Below are 15,328 nucleotides of genomic sequence, written 5' to 3'. Positions count from 1 at the left end.
CGATGATCCGCTCCATCCTGTCCGTCGGCGGCTGGACGCTGGTCTCCCGCGTCACCGGCTTCGCCCGCGACGTGGTGATGGCCGCCGTAATGGGCGCCGGGCCCATGGCCGACGCCTTCGTGGTCGCCTTCCGGCTCCCGAACCACTTCCGCGCGATCTTCGGCGAGGGCGCGTTCAACACCGCCTTCGTGCCGGCCTATGCCGGGCTCGCGGAGGCCGGCGAGCCCGGGGCGGCGCACCGCTTCGCCGACCGCGTCTTCACCCTGATGCTGATCGTGCAGCTCGTGCTGCTCAATCTCGCCCTGCCGGCCATGCCCTGGGTGGTCCACGCCCTGGCGCCGGGCTTTGCCGAGGACGGCGAGCGCTTCCAGCTCGCCGTGGCGCTGACCCGCATCACCTTCCCGTACCTGCTGTTCATGACGCTGGTGACGCTGCTATCGGGCATCCTGAACGCCCACCGGCACTTCGCGGTGGCGGCGGGCGCCCCGGTCCTGCTCAACCTCGCCATGCTGGCGGCCTTGAGTGTGAGCTTCCTGTTCCCGAACGCCGCCTACGCCGCCGCCTGGGGCGTCGCCGTCTCCGGCGTGCTCCAGTTCGGCCTGCTCTGGTGGGGCTGCCGCCGCGTCCGGGTGATGCCGGACCTCGCGGTGCCGCGCCTCGATCCGGCGCTGAAGCGCTTCTTCACGGTGCTCGGCCCGGCGGTGGTCGGCTCGGCCGGCTTCCAGATCGCGGCCTTCGCCGACACGATCATCGCGAGCTGGCTGCCCACCGGGGCGGTCTCGGCGCTCTACTACGCCGACCGGCTCTACCAGCTGCCCTTCGGCGTCATCGCCATCGCGGCCGGCACCGTCCTGCTGCCGGAGATGAGCCGCCGGATCGCGGCCGGCGACGTGGCCGGGGCCCACGCGGCGCAGAACCGGGCCGCGGGTTTCTCCCTGGCCCTGTCGGCGCCGTTCACCGTGGCCTTCCTGACCATCCCGGGCCTGATCATGGCGGCCCTGTTCCAGCGCGGCGCCTTCAGCGCCGAGGATGCGGCCCGGGCGGCCTCGGTGCTGGCGGCCTACGGGCTGGCGCTGCCGGCGGTGGTGCTGGTGCGCAGCGCCGTGGCGAGCTTCTACGCCCGCCAGGACACCAAGACGCCGCTCTGGGCCTCCCTCACGGCGATCGGCGTCAACGTGGTCCTGAAGCTTTGGCTGACCGGCCCCTACGGCGTCACCGGGCTGGCGCTCGCCACCGCGGTCAGCCAATGGGTGAACCTGCTGCTGCTGCTCGTCCTGGCCAAGCGCCGGAACTGGACGGCGCCGGGGCGCACGCTCGGCCTCACCGTCGCCGGGGTGGCCCTGGCCTGCCTCGGGCTGGCGGCGGTCGCCGTCTACGGCCAGGGACTCGTCCAGGCGCTGGTGCCGGCCCTCCCGCACGGGCGCGACCTCGTCGTCCTGGCGGTGCTGGGGCTCGTGGGAGCGCTGGTCTATGGCGGCCTGCTGGCCGGCCTGCTGCACCTGTTCGGCCTGCGCCTGCGCCGGGCCTGAGTGACCCGGCCGGGCTCGCCGCAGCGCGGGTCCGGCCCCAGATCGGGCGAGAGCACCGAGTGAGGAACACCATGACCGACGCATCAGGACCCCTCGCGGGCGTGAAGGCCGCGGTGTTCGACGCCTACGGCACACTGTTCGACGTGAACGCCGCGGTCCAGCGCTACGCCGAGGCGGTGGGGCCGGACGCCGCCCACCTCTCCGAGGTCTGGCGCAACAAGCAGCTCGAATACAGCTGGACCCTGTCGCTGATGGGCCAGTACGCGGCCTTCTGGGACCTCACCGTGCGGGCCCTCGACTACGCCCTGGCGGTCCACCCGCAGGTCGATCCCGGCCTGCGCGAGCGGCTCCTCGACGCCTACCGCGACCTCGATGCCTATCCGGAGGTGCCGGGCGTGCTGGCGGCCCTGCGCAAGCGCGGGATCCGCACGGCGGTGCTCACCAACGGCAACGCCGCCATGGTCGACCGGGCGGTGGCCTCGGCGGGGCTGGCCGATCACCTCGACGCGGTTCTCTCGGTGGACGACGCGCAGGTGTTCAAGACCCATCCCGACGCCTACCGGATCGCCCTGACCCGGCTGGCGGTGGGGCAGGGCGACGTGCTGTTCTGCTCGTCGAACCGCTGGGACGTGGCGGGGGCCGGGGTCTTCGGGTTCCGGACCGCCTGGGTCAACCGCAAGGGCCTGCCCGACGAGTACATGGATTCGGCGCCGACGGTCGTGATCGGGGCCCTCGACGGTCTGCTTTGACATCCGAGCCCGCGGGGGACGCGGTGCACCGGATGGCCCGCAGCGCGGCCGGGGCGGAATTTTTCGGCCGCGTCTTGGACTAAAGTCGACCTTGCAACGTGGGCGTGTCGCTCTTGGTTTGGGCCTGACTCGGACGCCGGGAAATCGAGCGTCGAGCGGGAGGAAGCGACTGATGAAGCGTATGTTGTTGGCGGCCGCCGCGATCTGCCTCGGGGCGGCGGGGCCGGCCTGGGCCCTGGACGTCACCAAGTCGGTGGATGTGGCCGCGTCGCCCGAAGCCGTGTGGAAGACGATCGGCGGGTTCTGCGGGATCGGCGACTGGCATCCGGTGATCGAGAAATGCGCCCTGTCGAAGAAGGGCGGCAAGGCGGTCCGGACGCTCAGCCTGAAGGGTGGCGGGACGATCGTCGAGGAGGAGGAATCCCGCAACGACACCAAGATGGACTACACCTACACCATCCTGGAAGGTCCGCTGCCCGTCACGGACTATCATTCCACGATCATGGTCGCGAAGGCCGGCAGCGGTTCCAAGGTGACCTGGAAAGGGACGTTCAAGGCCAAGGGCGCTCCCGACGCGAAAGCGGAAGAGGCCATCGCGGGCGTCTATGAGGCCGGCCTGAAGGGCATCGCCGACAAGGCGAAGTAGCCGGCCGGCGGAGGCGGGCCCTGCGCGCCTCCGCCCAGGAACTTCGGACGGGCCGATGCCATATCCGGCACACAATTCAATTGGCCCACTTCGGGGATTCTTAATCCTCCCGGTGTTGGATCGTCCTCAACACGAACGGGAGATCTTTCGCGTGTCCTTGAACGGTTCCTTCACGATGATTCGCGCTGGGGCCGCAGCCCTCGCGGCGACCCTGGTGCTCGGGGCGGTCGCCCCGGCCACCGCCCGCGACCAGACCGGTGCCATCGTCGGCGGCCTCGCGGCCGGCGTCGTCGGCGGCATGGTCGGCAGCGCCCTCGTCAACGGCGCGAACCCGCCGCCCCCGCCGCCCCCGCCGGAGTACCGCCCGCGCCGCGTCGTGGTCGAGGAGCCCGAGACCATCGTGGTGCGCGAGCGCCGCGGCCCGATCTGCCACTACGAGCGCCGCAAGGAATGGCTCGGCGACGGCGAGTTCACCTACCGCCGCGTCGAGGTCTGCGAGTAAGGCATCCGCGCGGTCGCGCGACCGGCGCCGCGTCCCCCGGGGGCGCGGCGCTTTTCATTTCACCACCAGCCAATCCTCGACCACGAGGGCGTCGAGGCCGGTGGTGTAGAACATCAGGATCGCGTCCTCCGCGCCGTGGAGGATCGGCTTGCCCATCACGTTGAAGCTCGTGTTGAGCAGGATCGGCACGCCGGTGATCGCCGCGAAGGCGCCGATCAGGGCCGCGTAGGCCGGGTTCCGCGCCGCCGTGACGCTCTGGAGCCGGCCGGTCCCGTCCGCGTGGACCACGGCCGGAACCCGGGCCCGGACCGCCTCCCGCCAGACCAGGGTGCGCTCCATGTAGGGGCTGTCGGCGTAATCCTCGAACCAGTCCGGCCCGGCCTCGGCCAGGATCGACGGCGCGAACGGCCGGAACGCCTCCCGGTACTTCACCTTGGCATTGAGGGCGTCCTTGGCGCCCTCCGGCCGCGGATCGGCCAGGATCGACCGGTTGCCGAGCGCCCGGGGCCCGAACTCCGCCCGGCCCTGCACCCAGCCGACGAGGCCGCCCTCGGCGAGGATCCGCGCCGCCGCGCGCGTCGCCTCCGCGTGGCCGACGCGCTTGGCGCGGGGCTCCTGCTCGGCGAGCCGCTCCATCGGGCCGGTGGAGACCCGCGAGCCGAGATAGGGGGTCAGCGGGCGCTGCGCGTGCGGCGGCCCTGCCCAGTCCGGATGGTCCTCCGCGTAGGCGAGCCACGCGGCGCCCACGGCGTTGCCGTCATCCGCCGGGGCGGAGGGCACGTGCAGCCGGGTGAAGCCGGAGCGGCCGAGCACCCGGCCGTTGTAGGAGGAGTTCAGCCCGCAGCCGCCGGCGATCACGAGGTTCTCGGCGGGCGCCAGGGCGTAGGCTTCGGCCACCAGCGCGTCCATGAGGGTGCCGAAAAGATCCTGGCCGCAGCGGGCGAGATCGGCCCAGCCGGTCTCCAGGGCGTCCGCGGGGCGGCGGGCGCGGATCTCCGCGGCCACGGAGCGGATCGTCTCCGCGTCGGCATAGCGCAGGCGGTGGCCCTCGACCGTGCAGAGCCGGCCGAGCAGCGCGGCGAGATCCGGATCGGACCGCCCGTAGGGGGCGAGCCCCATGATCTTCCACTCCTCGCCCTTCACCTGGTCGAAGCCGGCGAGATCCGTGATCAGCCCGTACAGGAACCCCAGCGAGCCGCGCCCGCGATGGCGGCGCAGCTCCGTGATCCGGCCGCCCTCCAGGCGGTGGATCGCCGCCGCGCCGGTCTCGCCCATGCCGTCGACCACCAGGGCCGTGGCCGTGTCGAAGGGGCTGCCCCAGAGGCCGTAGGCGGCGTGGCAGAGGTGGTGCGGGTAGCGCCGCTGCCCGGCGATGGTCGCCCGGGGCGCCGCGCCGGTGATCCGGGCTTCCTGGTTCAGGGCCAGCAGGGTGCCGTGGCCGGCCCGCTCCTGCGCGCCGTGGAGGTCGGCGATGAACACCCGCTCGGCCTGCTCGGGCACGAAGGAGCGATTGAGCGCCGTGGTGTGGGCGGACAGCGCCATGAGGTCGAAGGCGCCGGTGCCCGCCTGACCACGCAGGAAGTCGGTGAATTGCGGGCCCCAGCTGGAGGCGACGACGAGTTCGGAGCCCGGCGGGACGTGGTCCCTCAGCAGCGACGCCATCACGGCCGGGGCGTCCGGCTCGCAGTTCGGCGCGCGCTTGTACTGCAGGACCCGCTCCGCCGCCTCGGCGAAGAGCAGGGTGCCGTCGGGCCCGACCAGGGCGAGGGCCGGGTCGTGGAAGGTGGTGGCGAGGCCGAGATAGAAGCGCATGCCGACGCGGGGTAGCGCATTTTTCCGCGCAGCGGATCCCGCCTCGTGCGCGGGACGCCGCTATCGCGTGGCGGTCCGCGGCTTGGCCAGCAGCAGAATCGCCGCGCCGGCGAGCCCCGACAGGACCGAGCCCGCGAGCACGCCGAGCTTCACGGCGGTCTCATGCTCCGGATCCGGGAAGGCGAGGCCGCCGATGAACAGGCTCATGGTGAAGCCGATGCCGCACAGCACCGCGACCCCGTAGACCTGCCCCCAGCCGGCCCCGGCCGGGCGCTTGGCCCATCCCAGCGCCACCGCCAGCCGGAGGCTCGCGAACACGCCGGCCTGCTTGCCGAGGAACAGCCCGGCCGCGATGCCGAGCGTCACCGGCTGGAGCAGGGCCTCGGGGGTGAGGCCGGAGAGGTCCACGCCCGCATTGGCGAAGCCGAAGACCGGCACCACCAAGTAGGTGATCCAGGGGGCGAGGGCGTGCTCCAGCCGGTGCAGGGGCGAGAGCGCATCCTCCGGCCGGCCCGGGCTGACCCGGATCGGGATGGTGAGCGCGAGCAGCACGCCCGCGATCGTCGCGTGGATCCCGGAGCGCAGCACGAGGACCCAGAGCACGAGGCCGAGCAGCCCGTAGGCCGGAAGCCATCCGATCCCCGCCCGGTTGAGGCCGTAGAGGGCGGCCACTACCAGGGCGGCGAGCCCCAGCATGGTGAGGTCGAGGCCGGAGCTGTAGAACAGCGCGATCACCACGACGGCGCCGAGATCGTCGACGATGGCGACCGCGCTGAGGAAGATCTTCAGGGAGACCGGCACCCGCGATCCGAGGAGCGCCAGGACCCCCAGCGCGAAGGCGATGTCGGTGGCCGCCGGGATCGCCCAGCCCCGCAGGGTGCCGGCGCCGAGATTGGCCAGGGCGTAGAAGGCGGCCGGCACCGCCATGCCGCCCAAAGCCGCGCAGCCGGGCAGGATCCGGTCGGGCCAGGTGCGCAGCCGCCCGTCGAGGGCCTCGCGCTTGATCTCCAGCCCGACCAGCAGGAAGAACCCGGCCATCAGGCCGTCGTTGATCCAGTGCTGGACGCTCATCGGCCCGAGGGCCGCGTGGAGCCCGTGCGCGTAGGTTTCGGCGAACGGCCCGTTGGCGACGACGAGCGCCAGGGCGGCGGCCGCCATCAGGATCAGCCCGCCCACCGCCTCGCCGGCGAGCAGCGTGCGGATGATCGAGAGGGGGCGCGGGCCCCGCCTCCGCGGCGCGGTGTGGGGAGATGTCATCGCAGCAGGCCTTGCCGCGCATCCCAGGTGGGCGCAAGGGCGCGACCGTAACCCCTATGGCGCCAACCTCTATGATGCCAACCTCTATGACGTCCGTCCCAGCGCCGCACGGATCAGGGCCAACCCGTCCGGGCTCGACCACGCGGCCGGTCCCTTCATCACCCCGAGGGTGCAGCCCTGCGCGTCGATCAGCATCGTGGTCGGCAGGCCGGGCGATTGCGTGTCGCGCTGGATGATCGGAAGCACGCGGCCCCCGGGATCGGCATAGAAGGCGAGGTCGCGGATGCCGGCCTGCTTCAGCCAGGCCGGCGGCGTCTCGAGGTTGCGGGTGTCGACGTTGATGGCGACGACCTGGAAGTCGGGCCCGCCGATCTGCGCCTGGAGCCGGTCGAGGGCCGGCATCTCGGCCTTGCAGGGGGCACACCACGTCGCCCAGAGATTCACGAGGAGCAGCCGGCCCTTGAGGTCGGCGAGGCCGGTCTCGGCGCCGTCCGGCCCCTTGAAGCGGATGTCCGGCGCGGGCCGGGCCTGCGTCAGGGCCTGCATGGCGGCGACCTCGCCCTTCGCGGCGGCGTCGACCCGGGCGAGGGCGGGCTTGGCGGCGGCGCAGGGCTGAAGGGCGCCGCCCATGTTGCCGGGCAGGAGACCGCTCCCGTATAGGGCGAGGCCGAGGACGGCGAGCGCGGCGACGCCCGCGCCGGCCAGGATGGGCGTGCGGCCGGGCATCAGGCTCGGGCCTCGGGACGGTCAGGGCGCGGAAGGATCGACATGAGCAACCGGATGTGGGGCGGCCGCTTCGCGAGCGGCCCGGCGGAGATCATGGAGGAGATCAACGCCTCCATCGGGTTCGACAAGCGCCTCGCGCCCCAGGATATCCGCGGCTCGCTGGCGCATGTGGCGATGCTGGGCCAAGCCGGCATCCTGCCGGCGGAGGATGTGGCCGCGATCGAGGCCGGGCTCAAGTCCGTGCGCGACGAGATCGAGGCCGGCACCTTCACGTTCAAGCGCGAGCTCGAGGACATCCACATGTCCGTGGAGAGCCGCCTGACCGAGATCGTCGGGCCGGCCGCCGGCCGCCTGCACACGGCGCGCTCGCGCAACGACCAGGTCGCCACCGACATGAAGCTCTGGGTGCGCGACACCCTGGATTCGCTCGACCAGCAGGCTGCCGACCTGCAGCGCGCCCTCAGCCAGACGGCGCTGCAGCACGCCGGCACGGTGATGCCGGGCTTCACCCATCTCCAGTCGGCGCAGCCGGTGACCTTCGGCCACCATTGCCTCGCCTATGTCGAGATGCTGGCCCGGGACCGGGGCCGGTTCCGTGACGCTCGGGCGCGGCTCAACGAGTGCCCGCTCGGCGCCGCTGCGCTCGCCGGCACCTCCTTCCCGATCGACCGGCACGCCACCGCGGCGGCGCTCGGCTTCGACCGGCCGACCGCGAATTCCCTGGATTCCGTCGCCGACCGCGACTTCGCCCTGGAGGCCCTGGCGGCGGCCTCGATCTGCGCGGTGCACCTGTCGCGCTTCGCCGAGGAACTGGTGGTCTGGACTTCGGCCCAGTTCAACTTCGTGCGCCTGTCGGACGGCTACACCACCGGCTCGTCGATCATGCCGCAGAAGCGCAACCCCGACGCCGCCGAGCTGGTACGGGCCAAGAGCGGCCGGATCATCGGCGCGCTGACCGGCCTGCTCGTCGTCATGAAGGGCCTGCCGCTCGCCTATTCGAAGGACATGCAGGAGGACAAGGAAGGGACGTTCGACGCCCTCCAGGCCCTGTCGCTGTGCCTCGCCGCCATGACCGGCATGGTGAAGGATCTTGAGCCCAACGCCGAGGTGCTCAGCCAAGCCGCCGGCTCCGGCTACGCCACCGCCACCGACCTCGCCGACTGGCTGGTGCGCGAGCTCGGCCTGCCGTTCCGGCAAGCCCACCACGTCACCGGCCGTCTCGTCGGCGTCGCCTCCGCCAAGGGCGTCGGGCTGGAGGCGCTGTCGCTGCCCGAGATGCAGGAGGCGGAGCCGCGGATCACCGATGCGGTCTACGCGGTGCTCGGCGTCGCGAACTCGGTGGCGAGCCGCACCAGCTACGGCGGCACCGCGCCCGACAACGTCCGGCAACAGGCGCAGGCCTGGATCGAGCGGCTGGGCTGAGCCAGCGCGCCCCCGCGGGCCTCCGCCGCTCCTCGGTGCTCCTTGGCAGTGGCGCCCGGCGGATGTCAGAGTGGGTTCATGACCTTGTCGATTCACGGCGGAGGGGCCGCGTTGCGCGGGCGAATTCGGAACCCGGCCTGATCCGTCAGGCCGGGCCGACCCGCCCGTGAGCGCCCCGCGGCCGTCGCGCCGCATCCAAGGTCCCCGCCATGCCCACCCACGTCCCGACTCTGCACCTCGTGTGCGGCAAGATCGCTGCCGGCAAATCGACGCTGACCGACCGCCTGGGGCAGCAGCCCGGCACGGTCGTGGTCGCGGAGGATCACTGGCTCGCCCGGCTCTATCCCGGTGAGCAAACCTCCCTGGCCGACTACGCGCGCAACGCGGCGCGCCTGCGCGACGCGATGGCGCCGCACCTCGTGGCGCTGCTGCGACTCGGCCTCTCGGTCGTGCTGGACTTCCCGGCTAACACCGTCGCCAGCCGGGCCTGGATGCGGACCCTGTTCGAGGCGGCCGGCGTCGCCCACCAACTCCACGTCCTCGACGTACCCGATGCGGTCTGCAAGGCCCGCCTCCGCCTCCGCAACGCCGAGGGTGCCCATACCTTCACGGTGACGGATGCCGAGTTCGACCTGTTCAGCCGCTACTTCGTGCCGCCGGACCCGGAGGAAGGCTTTACCCTCGTCGTTCACCGGGCGTAGCGCGGGCCGGGGGGCGTTTCGCTCCGCCGACAGGGCGGCGCCCCGATCGCCTCGGGCCCGATGACGGGCGCCCGGTCATCCACAGCGCCCATCAAAATTGTGCATTGCAACCCTCTGCCCACCCGCGCGTTCAGTGTCTGGATAAGTCCGCTCAGCTACAAGCTTCGCCGTTCGGATCGGAGTTCGCAGGATGCCTGTCGAGAGTTGGCTTAACCCGGAGGACGTGCCGGATTTCGCGGCGCATGCCACGGCGATGATCGACGCCGCGTTGACCGGGTCGGGCCTGACGCGCGAATCCTACTGGGCCGCGGTCCGCAAGGGCTACAACACGCCCTACAACGATCCGCCCCGCAAGCGTGCCGCGCCGGCCCAGCCGGACGCGATCGCGGTCTCGGCCGGCCAGGCGGTCGAGCCGCTGCCGGTTCCGGCCGGACTGATCGCGGCCCGGGCGACGGAAGCCCGCGCGGTCTGATGTTCGAGAGATCCGGCCTCGCCATCTTGCCGACGTTTTACGCAAGCTTCACTAATCCCGATCCCCGGTCCGGCTCCTGACGGAGCCGCCCGTCGTCAGGAAGTGAAGATGGTCCGCGTTTCCCGCTCGCTCCCGGTCGGAGCTCTCGCCCTGCTCGCATCCGGGCTGGCCACCGGTTTGCTCGGCGGGGTCGGCCTGTCGGCGACGACGGCCAATGCCCAGGAGGTGGCGCAGGCCCCGGATGCCGGGGGCGGCGACGCGGCCCCGAGCCGCCGGGTGCGGCGGCATGGGCGCGAGCGGACCAAGCGCGCGGAGAAGGCGGCGACGCCGCCCGGCATGCAGCAGGCCACGCCGGTGGCGATCTTCGGCGACTGGAACGTGTTCGTGAACGGCGACGGCCGCAACAAGCTCTGCTACGCCATCGCGCAGCCGCAGACGCGCTCGCCCAAGACCCTGAAGCGCGACACCGCCTATCTGTTCGTGAGCGTGCGCAAGGGCGAGAACGTCCAGAACGAGGTGGCGGTGATGCTGGGCTTCCCGTCGAAGCCCGCGGCCTCCCAGATCAAGCCCGGCTCCGCGGCCGCGCCCACCGATCCGAGCCTCAACCTCGGCGCCAGCCGCTACGGCCTCGTGGTGAAGGACGGCAATGCCTGGCTGCAGAACCCCGCCGAGGAGGCGCGGGTCGTCTCGGAGATGAGCGCCCGCAACCCCAAGCTCGTGATCAAGACCACCTCGCTGCGCGGGAACCCGACGAGCGACGAATACGCCCTCGGCGGGTTCGCGGAAGCCCTGAAGCGCACCCGCGACGAGTGCGGCCGGTAGCGCGCGGGGTGGCGCGCGGGTCAGGCCCGGCGCAGCGCGGGGCGATGCGCCCGCGCGGCCGGCCGGCTCGGGGTACGCATGCGCGCGCGGGCTGCCCGGGCCGCCTGCTCGGCCGTGCGGAACACGGCGCCGTCGAGACCGTCGAACGCGCACGCCGATGAGAAGAACCGGACGCCGCGCCCCTCGGGCACGGCGATCCCGGCGGTGACCTCACCGATCTCGATCACCCGGGCCGGTTCGGCAGGCCCGATGGCCGGGTCTGCGAAATCGGGACGGTTTTCGGGCTGGAACTCTGCGAGACTGTGCATCGGACTGGGAACTCCCTGGGCCGGCATATCGCCGTGCCGGATCGCGTGGGCTGCTGCGGACGGTCGGCGGGGCTAGCGTCGACAGCGCCGACGGGCGGCGGGGCAGCAGGGCGCGTTCAGGAGCGGGTGTCGAAGGGACGGTGTTCGCAGGACCATCGGATGTCCTCCAGACTGAAGGACCGCGCGGCACGGGGCCGTCGCAGTGCTTTAGCGTTTGATCACGCGGCGCAAGCTACGCTTCTCAAATCACCGCGGCCGGACCGGCGGAGCGCCCGGGCGTTCAGCCCGGCCGGCACCCTGAAAATGGGCGTGGCGCCGCACACCGTCAACGGAACGGACTTCCGATTTTCGGTGCCCGCCTGGCAGGAATCCGGTGCCGGCCGCGCTCGGGGGAGGCGGGATCGTTCAGGCGGCGGCGATCACCGCGGCGAGGTCGGAGAAGTCCGAGAAGATCCGGGTCGCGCCGGCCTCCGCGAGGCCGGTGCCCGCCGGGTCGTGCCCCCAATGGCCGCCCCCGGTGAAGCCCGCCACCCGCATGCCGGCGCTCCGGGCCGCCGTGACGCCGGGCACGCTGTCCTCGATCACCAGGCAGGCGGCCGGAGCGGCGCCCATGCGCGCGGCGGCAAACAGGAACAGGTCGGGGAACGGCTTGCCCCGTGCCACCTGGGCCGAGGAGAAGACGTGGTCGCCGAACAGCGGCAGCAGCCCGGTCAGGGTCAGGGAATGGCGCAGCCGCACCGGGTCGCTGCTCGACGCGACGCAGACCGGCAGGCCCACGGCGGCGACCGCCTCGGCGACGCCGCGCATCGCCCGCAGCTCCGCGTCGAACAGCGCCAGGGTCTCGGCCTTCACCGCCTCGACGAAGCCGGCGGGTGCGGCGACCCCGTAGTCGCTGGCGATATGGGCCATGATCGAGGGCATCGCGGTGCCGGTGAAGCGGGCCCGCACGGTGGCGAAGTCGATATCGACGCCGATCCGGTTCAGTCCGGCCGTCAGGCAGGCGAGGCTCAGGGGCTCGCTGTCCACCAGAACGCCATCGCAATCGAAGATCACGAGGCCGAGATTCGTCGCGCGCGCGTTCAAGGTCGACCGCTCTCCCGCGGCCCGCCGCCGCGGGGCGAGCCTGTGGCACGGGCCCGGCGACCCGGCAACCGCGCGGATCGACGCTCGCCCCGGACGCGCCGCAGACGCGCCGCTGGCGCTTGCACCTTGCGGTCCGGACCCATACTCCCGGGGCGGGCGCCCTCGGGCGCGCCGGCGAAAGCCCAAACGGTCCGTAAGGCAAGGCTCAGAAGGCCCCGCGATGTTCCGCTTCCTGGCCCGCGTCCTGGGCTTCCTGCTGATGGCCGGCGGCTTCGTCGCGCTGATCTATGACGGCGCCCGTTCCATCGCCAACAACGGCCTGCGGGTGACGCCCCTCTCCGACGTGATCGCCACCCTGTTCAAGGACAAGGCCAGCGCCCTGCAGGGCAGCGTGGAGGGGGCGGCGCCCTGGCTCTGGCACATCCTGGGCCTGCCGCTCACCCTGGCGCCGGCCTCCCTGATCGGCCTGGGGCTCGGCGCGGTGCTGCTCTGGCTCGGCCAGCCGGGCCGCGAGCCGATCGGCTTCCTGACGAAGCCCTGACGAAGTAATGACGAAGCCCTGGCGCTCGGGCCCGGCCTAACGGCCCGCGAGCCGGGCCTCGGCCTCCGCCAGCGCCCCCTTCAGCCGTTCGACCTCGGCGGTCAGCGCGTAGCGCTCGCTGACGTCGAACTGCGAGGCGAAGAAGTAGACGACCCGGTCCGCCTCATCCCGCACCGGCCCGACATAGAGGGCGTTCTGGAAGGTCGAGCCGTCCTTGCGATAGTTGAGGAGGTCGACCCGGATGTCCTCCTCCCGCCGGATGGCCTCGCGCAGGCGATCGACGGCCTCCGCCTCGGTTTCGGGACCCTGCAGGAAGCGGCAGTTGCGGCCGATCACCTCCATCCGGGTATAGCCGGTCAGCGTCAGGAAGGCGTCGTTCACGAAGACGATCGGGTTGTCGTGCTGGGCCGGATCCGTGATGATCATCGGCATCCGCGTCGCGCGCACGGCTGCGGCGAACGGATCGCCCCGCTGCGACCCCACCTTCACATTGTCCGGCACGTGGCTCGTGGCAGTCCCGCCCGTCTCCATGCGGATCAGCCCTTCCCAACGCCGCTCGGAGCGGCCATTCGATCAGTGTCTCTCGGGGGTACAAGCCGGAATTCGCGTCCGAGGTCCAGTCTCGCGTCAAGGTTTCGCGTCGCCGGGCCGCCGAACGCTTTTCTGGCCGCCTCCGCCTCCCCATATCGGCGGGAGTTCGACACCGGAAGGCAAGCCGATGTTTTCGTTCCGCAAGCGTCCCGAAATGCCGGCCCCGGCCGACGCCCTGCCGGGCCGCCCGACGCCGGTCCCGACAGCCGAGACGCATTTCGTCAACGGCAACCCGCTCAAGGGGCCGTATCCGCCGGGCATCGAGACGATCGTGCTGGGGCTCGGATGCTTCTGGGGCGCCGAGCGGCGGTTCTGGCAACTGCCCGAGGGCGTGTTCGTGACGGCGGTCGGCTATGCCGGCGGCTACACGCCGAACCCCACCTACGAGGAAGTCTGCACCGGCCAGACCGGCCACAATGAGGTCGTGCTGGTGGCCTTCGATCCGGCGGTGCTGTCCCGGGAGGCGGTGCTGCGGACCTTCTTCGAGAGCCACGACCCGACGCAGGGCATGCGCCAGGGCAACGATGTCGGCACGCAGTACCGCTCCGGCATCTACACCGTCGGCCCCGACCAGGAGGCCACGGCCCGGGCCGTGCGCGACGCCTACGCCGAGGCGCTCCGGACGCGCGGCTTCCCCGACGTCACCACCGAGATCAAGCCGCTGGAGCGGTTCTATTTCGCGGAGGCCTACCACCAGCAGTACCTCGCCAAGAACCCGGCGGGCTATTGCGGCCTGGGCGGCACCGGCGTCAGCTGCCCGGTGGGAACCGGCGTCGCCGCCTGAGCCTCACGGGCTCCGTCCGTCGGGCCGCGTCTGCGGGCCCGGCAACGGGGCGGCGCTGCCGTGCGGCGGCGGCGTGCTGTTCGGGCTGCGGAGCACGATCAGCACGCTGCCCAGCACCGAGAGGGCGACGGCGGTCGCGAAGAGGATGAAGAGCCAGCGGGGCATCCGCAGGCGTTAGCACATCGCGTCCGGCGCGCCGAGCGACCAGTCTCGCCGGGCGGATCGTTTCCGCGCCGCTCATCCCCTCGGCGGTGCCACCGTCAGCGCGGGTGGCGCGCGGACGGGTCGCCTCGCCCGCGCTGACGGCCGCCCCGCCTCCGCGCCTCCGCCCTACGGCGCCTTCAGAACCGCCCGGCAGGCGTTGGGGAGCGCGGCCATGGTCATGGCGGGCTTGGGTTTCGGCGGCACCTTCGGGGGCTTCGGATGCAGCACCGCATCCGAGAACCAGTAGCTGAGGTCGTCGCAGCCGTCGCCCGGCGGCGGCGCGCCCTGCGGCTGGCAATCCTCCTGGCCGGCCGGACAGGCGAGCCGGATATGGTAGTGGTAATTGTGCCCGTACATCGGGCGCACCTTGGACATCCAGCGGCTGCCCGCGGCGTCGCGGCACAGCGCCTTCTTGATCGCCGCGTTGACGAAGATGCGCTCCACCTCCGGCTGCTCGGCGGTGACCTTGATCAGTTGCAGGTGCGTCGGCGTCCAGACCTCCGGATCGATGTCGAGGCGGTCGCGGCGGACCATGTCGGTGGCCGAGGTCTCCTCGCGCTCCGCCCGGCTCATGCGGTGGTCGGGCATCGGCGTCAGCCAGACATCGGCGTCGATGCCGATCTGGTGCGAGGCGTGGCCGGTGATCATCGGGCCGCCCCGGGGCTGGGCCATGTCGCCCACGAGGAGGCCGGGCCAGCCGACCCGGGCCGCCTTCTGCGACAGGCGCTCGATGAAATCGACGAGGTAGGGCGTGCCCCACATCCGGTTGCGGGACGGGCGCATGACCTGCCAGTTCGGACCGTCCAGCGGCAGCGCCTCACCCCCGGAGAAGCAGCCCTTGGCATAGAAGCCGTAGATGTGCGCCGGCCCGGAGGCCGCCTTGGTGACGCGCCCGAACAGCGCCTTGGCGGGCGTCGAGGGCGCGTCCGGATGCTCCAGGGGCGGCAGGGGCTTCGGATTGACGCTGCCGCGATCCTGGGCCTGCGCGGCGGCGGGCAGGAGCAGGGCGGCGAGCGCGAGGCTCGGGGCGAAACGCGGCATCGGCATGCGGGGGCTGTTCGTCCGGCTGGAGGGGGCGGGCGCGGGCGGCCCCCCCGAACCTCGCCCAGGGGCGGGGCGTTTTTCGGGCAGACAGCCCGCCGCGTCACGCGAAACGGTCGGGCGGATCCACCGCGACGA

Annotated in this window: 18 protein-coding genes; 10 read left to right on the top strand and 8 right to left on the bottom strand. The window is 72.2% G+C overall.

Translation table 11 applies throughout. The annotated features are described in order from the left end of the window. Positions 1 to 2: 2 nt before the first annotated feature. The 4 genes from murJ (at position 3) to A3862_RS09085 (ending at position 3,426) form a co-directional block, all read left to right on the top strand. The gene (gene murJ, locus A3862_RS09100; protein ID WP_043759736.1) at positions 3 to 1,529 is read left to right on the top strand and encodes a murein biosynthesis integral membrane protein MurJ; all 1,527 of its coding nucleotides are present in this window, start codon (positions 3 to 5) and stop codon (positions 1,527 to 1,529) included. A gap of 71 nt (positions 1,530 to 1,600) precedes the next feature. Next, positions 1,601 to 2,278 (top strand): haloacid dehalogenase type II, encoded by a 678-nt coding sequence (locus A3862_RS09095; RefSeq protein WP_075381084.1) that lies wholly within the window; start codon positions 1,601 to 1,603, stop codon positions 2,276 to 2,278. Positions 2,279 to 2,450: 172 nt separating this feature from the next. After that, complete coding sequence (locus tag A3862_RS09090) at positions 2,451 to 2,924, top strand: SRPBCC family protein (RefSeq protein ID WP_043379349.1); 474 nt, start codon at positions 2,451 to 2,453, stop codon at positions 2,922 to 2,924. 151 nt (positions 2,925 to 3,075) lie between these two features. Beyond that, on the top strand, positions 3,076 to 3,426 hold the full coding sequence (locus tag A3862_RS09085; protein WP_170867474.1) for a hypothetical protein: 351 nt from the start codon (positions 3,076 to 3,078) through the stop codon (positions 3,424 to 3,426). A gap of 54 nt (positions 3,427 to 3,480) precedes the next feature. On the opposite strand, the gene A3862_RS09080 is transcribed toward A3862_RS09085, so the two are convergent. The 3 genes from A3862_RS09080 to tlpA all read right to left on the bottom strand — a co-directional run bounded on the left by A3862_RS09080 (position 3,481) and on the right by tlpA (position 7,221). Beyond that, positions 3,481 to 5,238: a carbamoyltransferase family protein gene (locus tag A3862_RS09080; RefSeq protein WP_043759739.1), complete on the bottom strand. Its 1,758-nt coding sequence runs from the start codon at positions 5,236 to 5,238 to the stop codon at positions 3,481 to 3,483. A 60-nt stretch (positions 5,239 to 5,298) separates the two neighbouring features. Next, on the bottom strand, positions 5,299 to 6,495 hold the full coding sequence (gene nhaA, locus A3862_RS09075) for a Na+/H+ antiporter NhaA (RefSeq protein ID WP_043379344.1): 1,197 nt from the start codon (positions 6,493 to 6,495) through the stop codon (positions 5,299 to 5,301). Between the two features lie 84 nt (positions 6,496 to 6,579). Continuing rightward, positions 6,580 to 7,221 carry a thiol:disulfide interchange protein TlpA gene (gene tlpA, locus A3862_RS09070; protein ID WP_043759741.1) on the bottom strand — a complete coding sequence of 214 codons (642 nt, stop codon included), beginning with the start codon at positions 7,219 to 7,221 and terminating at the stop codon, positions 6,580 to 6,582. Positions 7,222 to 7,263: 42 nt separating this feature from the next. Here tlpA and argH point away from each other — a divergent pair, with 42 nt between their 5' ends. The 4 genes from argH (at position 7,264) to A3862_RS09050 (ending at position 10,638) form a co-directional block, all read left to right on the top strand. Beyond that, entirely contained in the window at positions 7,264 to 8,643 is a 1,380-nt protein-coding gene (gene argH / locus A3862_RS09065; RefSeq protein ID WP_043759742.1) for an argininosuccinate lyase, read from the top strand. Positions 8,644 to 8,852: 209 nt separating this feature from the next. Beyond that, positions 8,853 to 9,344: an AAA family ATPase gene (locus A3862_RS09060; RefSeq protein ID WP_043759744.1), complete on the top strand. Its 492-nt coding sequence runs from the start codon at positions 8,853 to 8,855 to the stop codon at positions 9,342 to 9,344. A gap of 190 nt (positions 9,345 to 9,534) precedes the next feature. Further along, positions 9,535 to 9,816 (top strand): hypothetical protein, encoded by a 282-nt coding sequence (locus A3862_RS09055; RefSeq protein ID WP_043759746.1) that lies wholly within the window; start codon positions 9,535 to 9,537, stop codon positions 9,814 to 9,816. Positions 9,817 to 9,924: 108 nt separating this feature from the next. Then, positions 9,925 to 10,638 carry a hypothetical protein gene (locus A3862_RS09050; RefSeq protein WP_043759748.1) on the top strand — a complete coding sequence of 238 codons (714 nt, stop codon included), beginning with the start codon at positions 9,925 to 9,927 and terminating at the stop codon, positions 10,636 to 10,638. A gap of 20 nt (positions 10,639 to 10,658) precedes the next feature. Here the strand turns inward: A3862_RS09050 and A3862_RS09045 are convergent, their stop codons facing one another. Together A3862_RS09045 and A3862_RS09040 are read right to left on the bottom strand one after the other, a co-directional pair. Then, complete coding sequence (locus tag A3862_RS09045; RefSeq protein ID WP_111473529.1) at positions 10,659 to 10,946, bottom strand: hypothetical protein; 288 nt, start codon at positions 10,944 to 10,946, stop codon at positions 10,659 to 10,661. Positions 10,947 to 11,351: 405 nt separating this feature from the next. Then, positions 11,352 to 12,029, bottom strand: a complete 678-nt coding sequence (locus tag A3862_RS09040) for an HAD family hydrolase (RefSeq protein ID WP_111473528.1) — start codon at positions 12,027 to 12,029, stop codon at positions 11,352 to 11,354. Positions 12,030 to 12,249: 220 nt separating this feature from the next. On the opposite strand from A3862_RS09040, the gene A3862_RS09035 reads away from it, so the two are divergent. Next, positions 12,250 to 12,570, top strand: coding sequence for a hypothetical protein (locus A3862_RS09035; protein WP_043351099.1), 321 nt, complete (start codon positions 12,250 to 12,252; stop codon positions 12,568 to 12,570). A gap of 36 nt (positions 12,571 to 12,606) precedes the next feature. On the opposite strand, the gene A3862_RS09030 is transcribed toward A3862_RS09035, so the two are convergent. After that, positions 12,607 to 13,071, bottom strand: a complete 465-nt coding sequence (locus A3862_RS09030) for a PAS domain-containing protein (protein WP_269467570.1) — start codon at positions 13,069 to 13,071, stop codon at positions 12,607 to 12,609. A gap of 217 nt (positions 13,072 to 13,288) precedes the next feature. Between A3862_RS09030 and msrA the strand changes: the two genes are divergently transcribed. Next, complete coding sequence (msrA, locus tag A3862_RS09025; RefSeq protein WP_043379331.1) at positions 13,289 to 13,945, top strand: peptide-methionine (S)-S-oxide reductase MsrA; 657 nt, start codon at positions 13,289 to 13,291, stop codon at positions 13,943 to 13,945. Between the two features lie 3 nt (positions 13,946 to 13,948). Here the strand turns inward: msrA and A3862_RS31475 are convergent, their stop codons facing one another. Continuing rightward, a complete protein-coding gene (locus A3862_RS31475) occupies positions 13,949 to 14,110 on the bottom strand; it encodes a hypothetical protein (protein ID WP_164706358.1) in 162 nt (53 codons plus the stop codon). A 165-nt stretch (positions 14,111 to 14,275) separates the two neighbouring features. Then, entirely contained in the window at positions 14,276 to 15,196 is a 921-nt protein-coding gene (gene mepA, locus A3862_RS09020; RefSeq protein WP_043351108.1) for a penicillin-insensitive murein endopeptidase, read from the bottom strand. Positions 15,197 to 15,328 lie beyond the last annotated feature (132 nt).

Origin of the sequence: Methylobacterium sp. XJLW, assembly GCF_003254375.1 — a bacterium.
Taxonomy (GTDB): Bacteria; Pseudomonadota; Alphaproteobacteria; order Rhizobiales; family Beijerinckiaceae; genus Methylobacterium; species Methylobacterium fujisawaense.
This window is presented reverse-complemented; position numbering and strand designations above follow the sequence as displayed.

Excerpts from the sequence above, each read along its gene's own strand:
- nhaA (WP_043379344.1), bottom strand. The coding sequence starts at position 6,495 with ATGACATCTCCCCACACCGCGCCGCGGAGGCGGGGCCCGCGCCCCCTC.
- argH (WP_043759742.1), top strand. The coding sequence starts at position 7,264 with ATGAGCAACCGGATGTGGGGCGGCCGCTTCGCGAGCGGCCCGGCGGAG.
- A3862_RS09055 (WP_043759746.1), top strand. The coding sequence starts at position 9,535 with ATGCCTGTCGAGAGTTGGCTTAACCCGGAGGACGTGCCGGATTTCGCG.
- A3862_RS31475 (WP_164706358.1), bottom strand. The coding sequence starts at position 14,110 with ATGCCCCGCTGGCTCTTCATCCTCTTCGCGACCGCCGTCGCCCTCTCG.
- tlpA (WP_043759741.1), bottom strand. The coding sequence starts at position 7,221 with ATGCCCGGCCGCACGCCCATCCTGGCCGGCGCGGGCGTCGCCGCGCTC.
- A3862_RS09035 (WP_043351099.1), top strand. The coding sequence starts at position 12,250 with ATGTTCCGCTTCCTGGCCCGCGTCCTGGGCTTCCTGCTGATGGCCGGC.
- A3862_RS09090 (WP_043379349.1), top strand. The coding sequence starts at position 2,451 with ATGAAGCGTATGTTGTTGGCGGCCGCCGCGATCTGCCTCGGGGCGGCG.
- A3862_RS09080 (WP_043759739.1), bottom strand. The coding sequence starts at position 5,238 with ATGCGCTTCTATCTCGGCCTCGCCACCACCTTCCACGACCCGGCCCTC.
- A3862_RS09050 (WP_043759748.1), top strand. The coding sequence starts at position 9,925 with ATGGTCCGCGTTTCCCGCTCGCTCCCGGTCGGAGCTCTCGCCCTGCTC.
- mepA (WP_043351108.1), bottom strand. The coding sequence starts at position 15,196 with ATGCCGATGCCGCGTTTCGCCCCGAGCCTCGCGCTCGCCGCCCTGCTC.
- A3862_RS09095 (WP_075381084.1), top strand. The coding sequence starts at position 1,601 with ATGACCGACGCATCAGGACCCCTCGCGGGCGTGAAGGCCGCGGTGTTC.
- A3862_RS09045 (WP_111473529.1), bottom strand. The coding sequence starts at position 10,946 with ATGCACAGTCTCGCAGAGTTCCAGCCCGAAAACCGTCCCGATTTCGCA.
- A3862_RS09060 (WP_043759744.1), top strand. The coding sequence starts at position 8,853 with ATGCCCACCCACGTCCCGACTCTGCACCTCGTGTGCGGCAAGATCGCT.
- msrA (WP_043379331.1), top strand. The coding sequence starts at position 13,289 with ATGTTTTCGTTCCGCAAGCGTCCCGAAATGCCGGCCCCGGCCGACGCC.
- murJ (WP_043759736.1), top strand. The coding sequence starts at position 3 with ATGATCCGCTCCATCCTGTCCGTCGGCGGCTGGACGCTGGTCTCCCGC.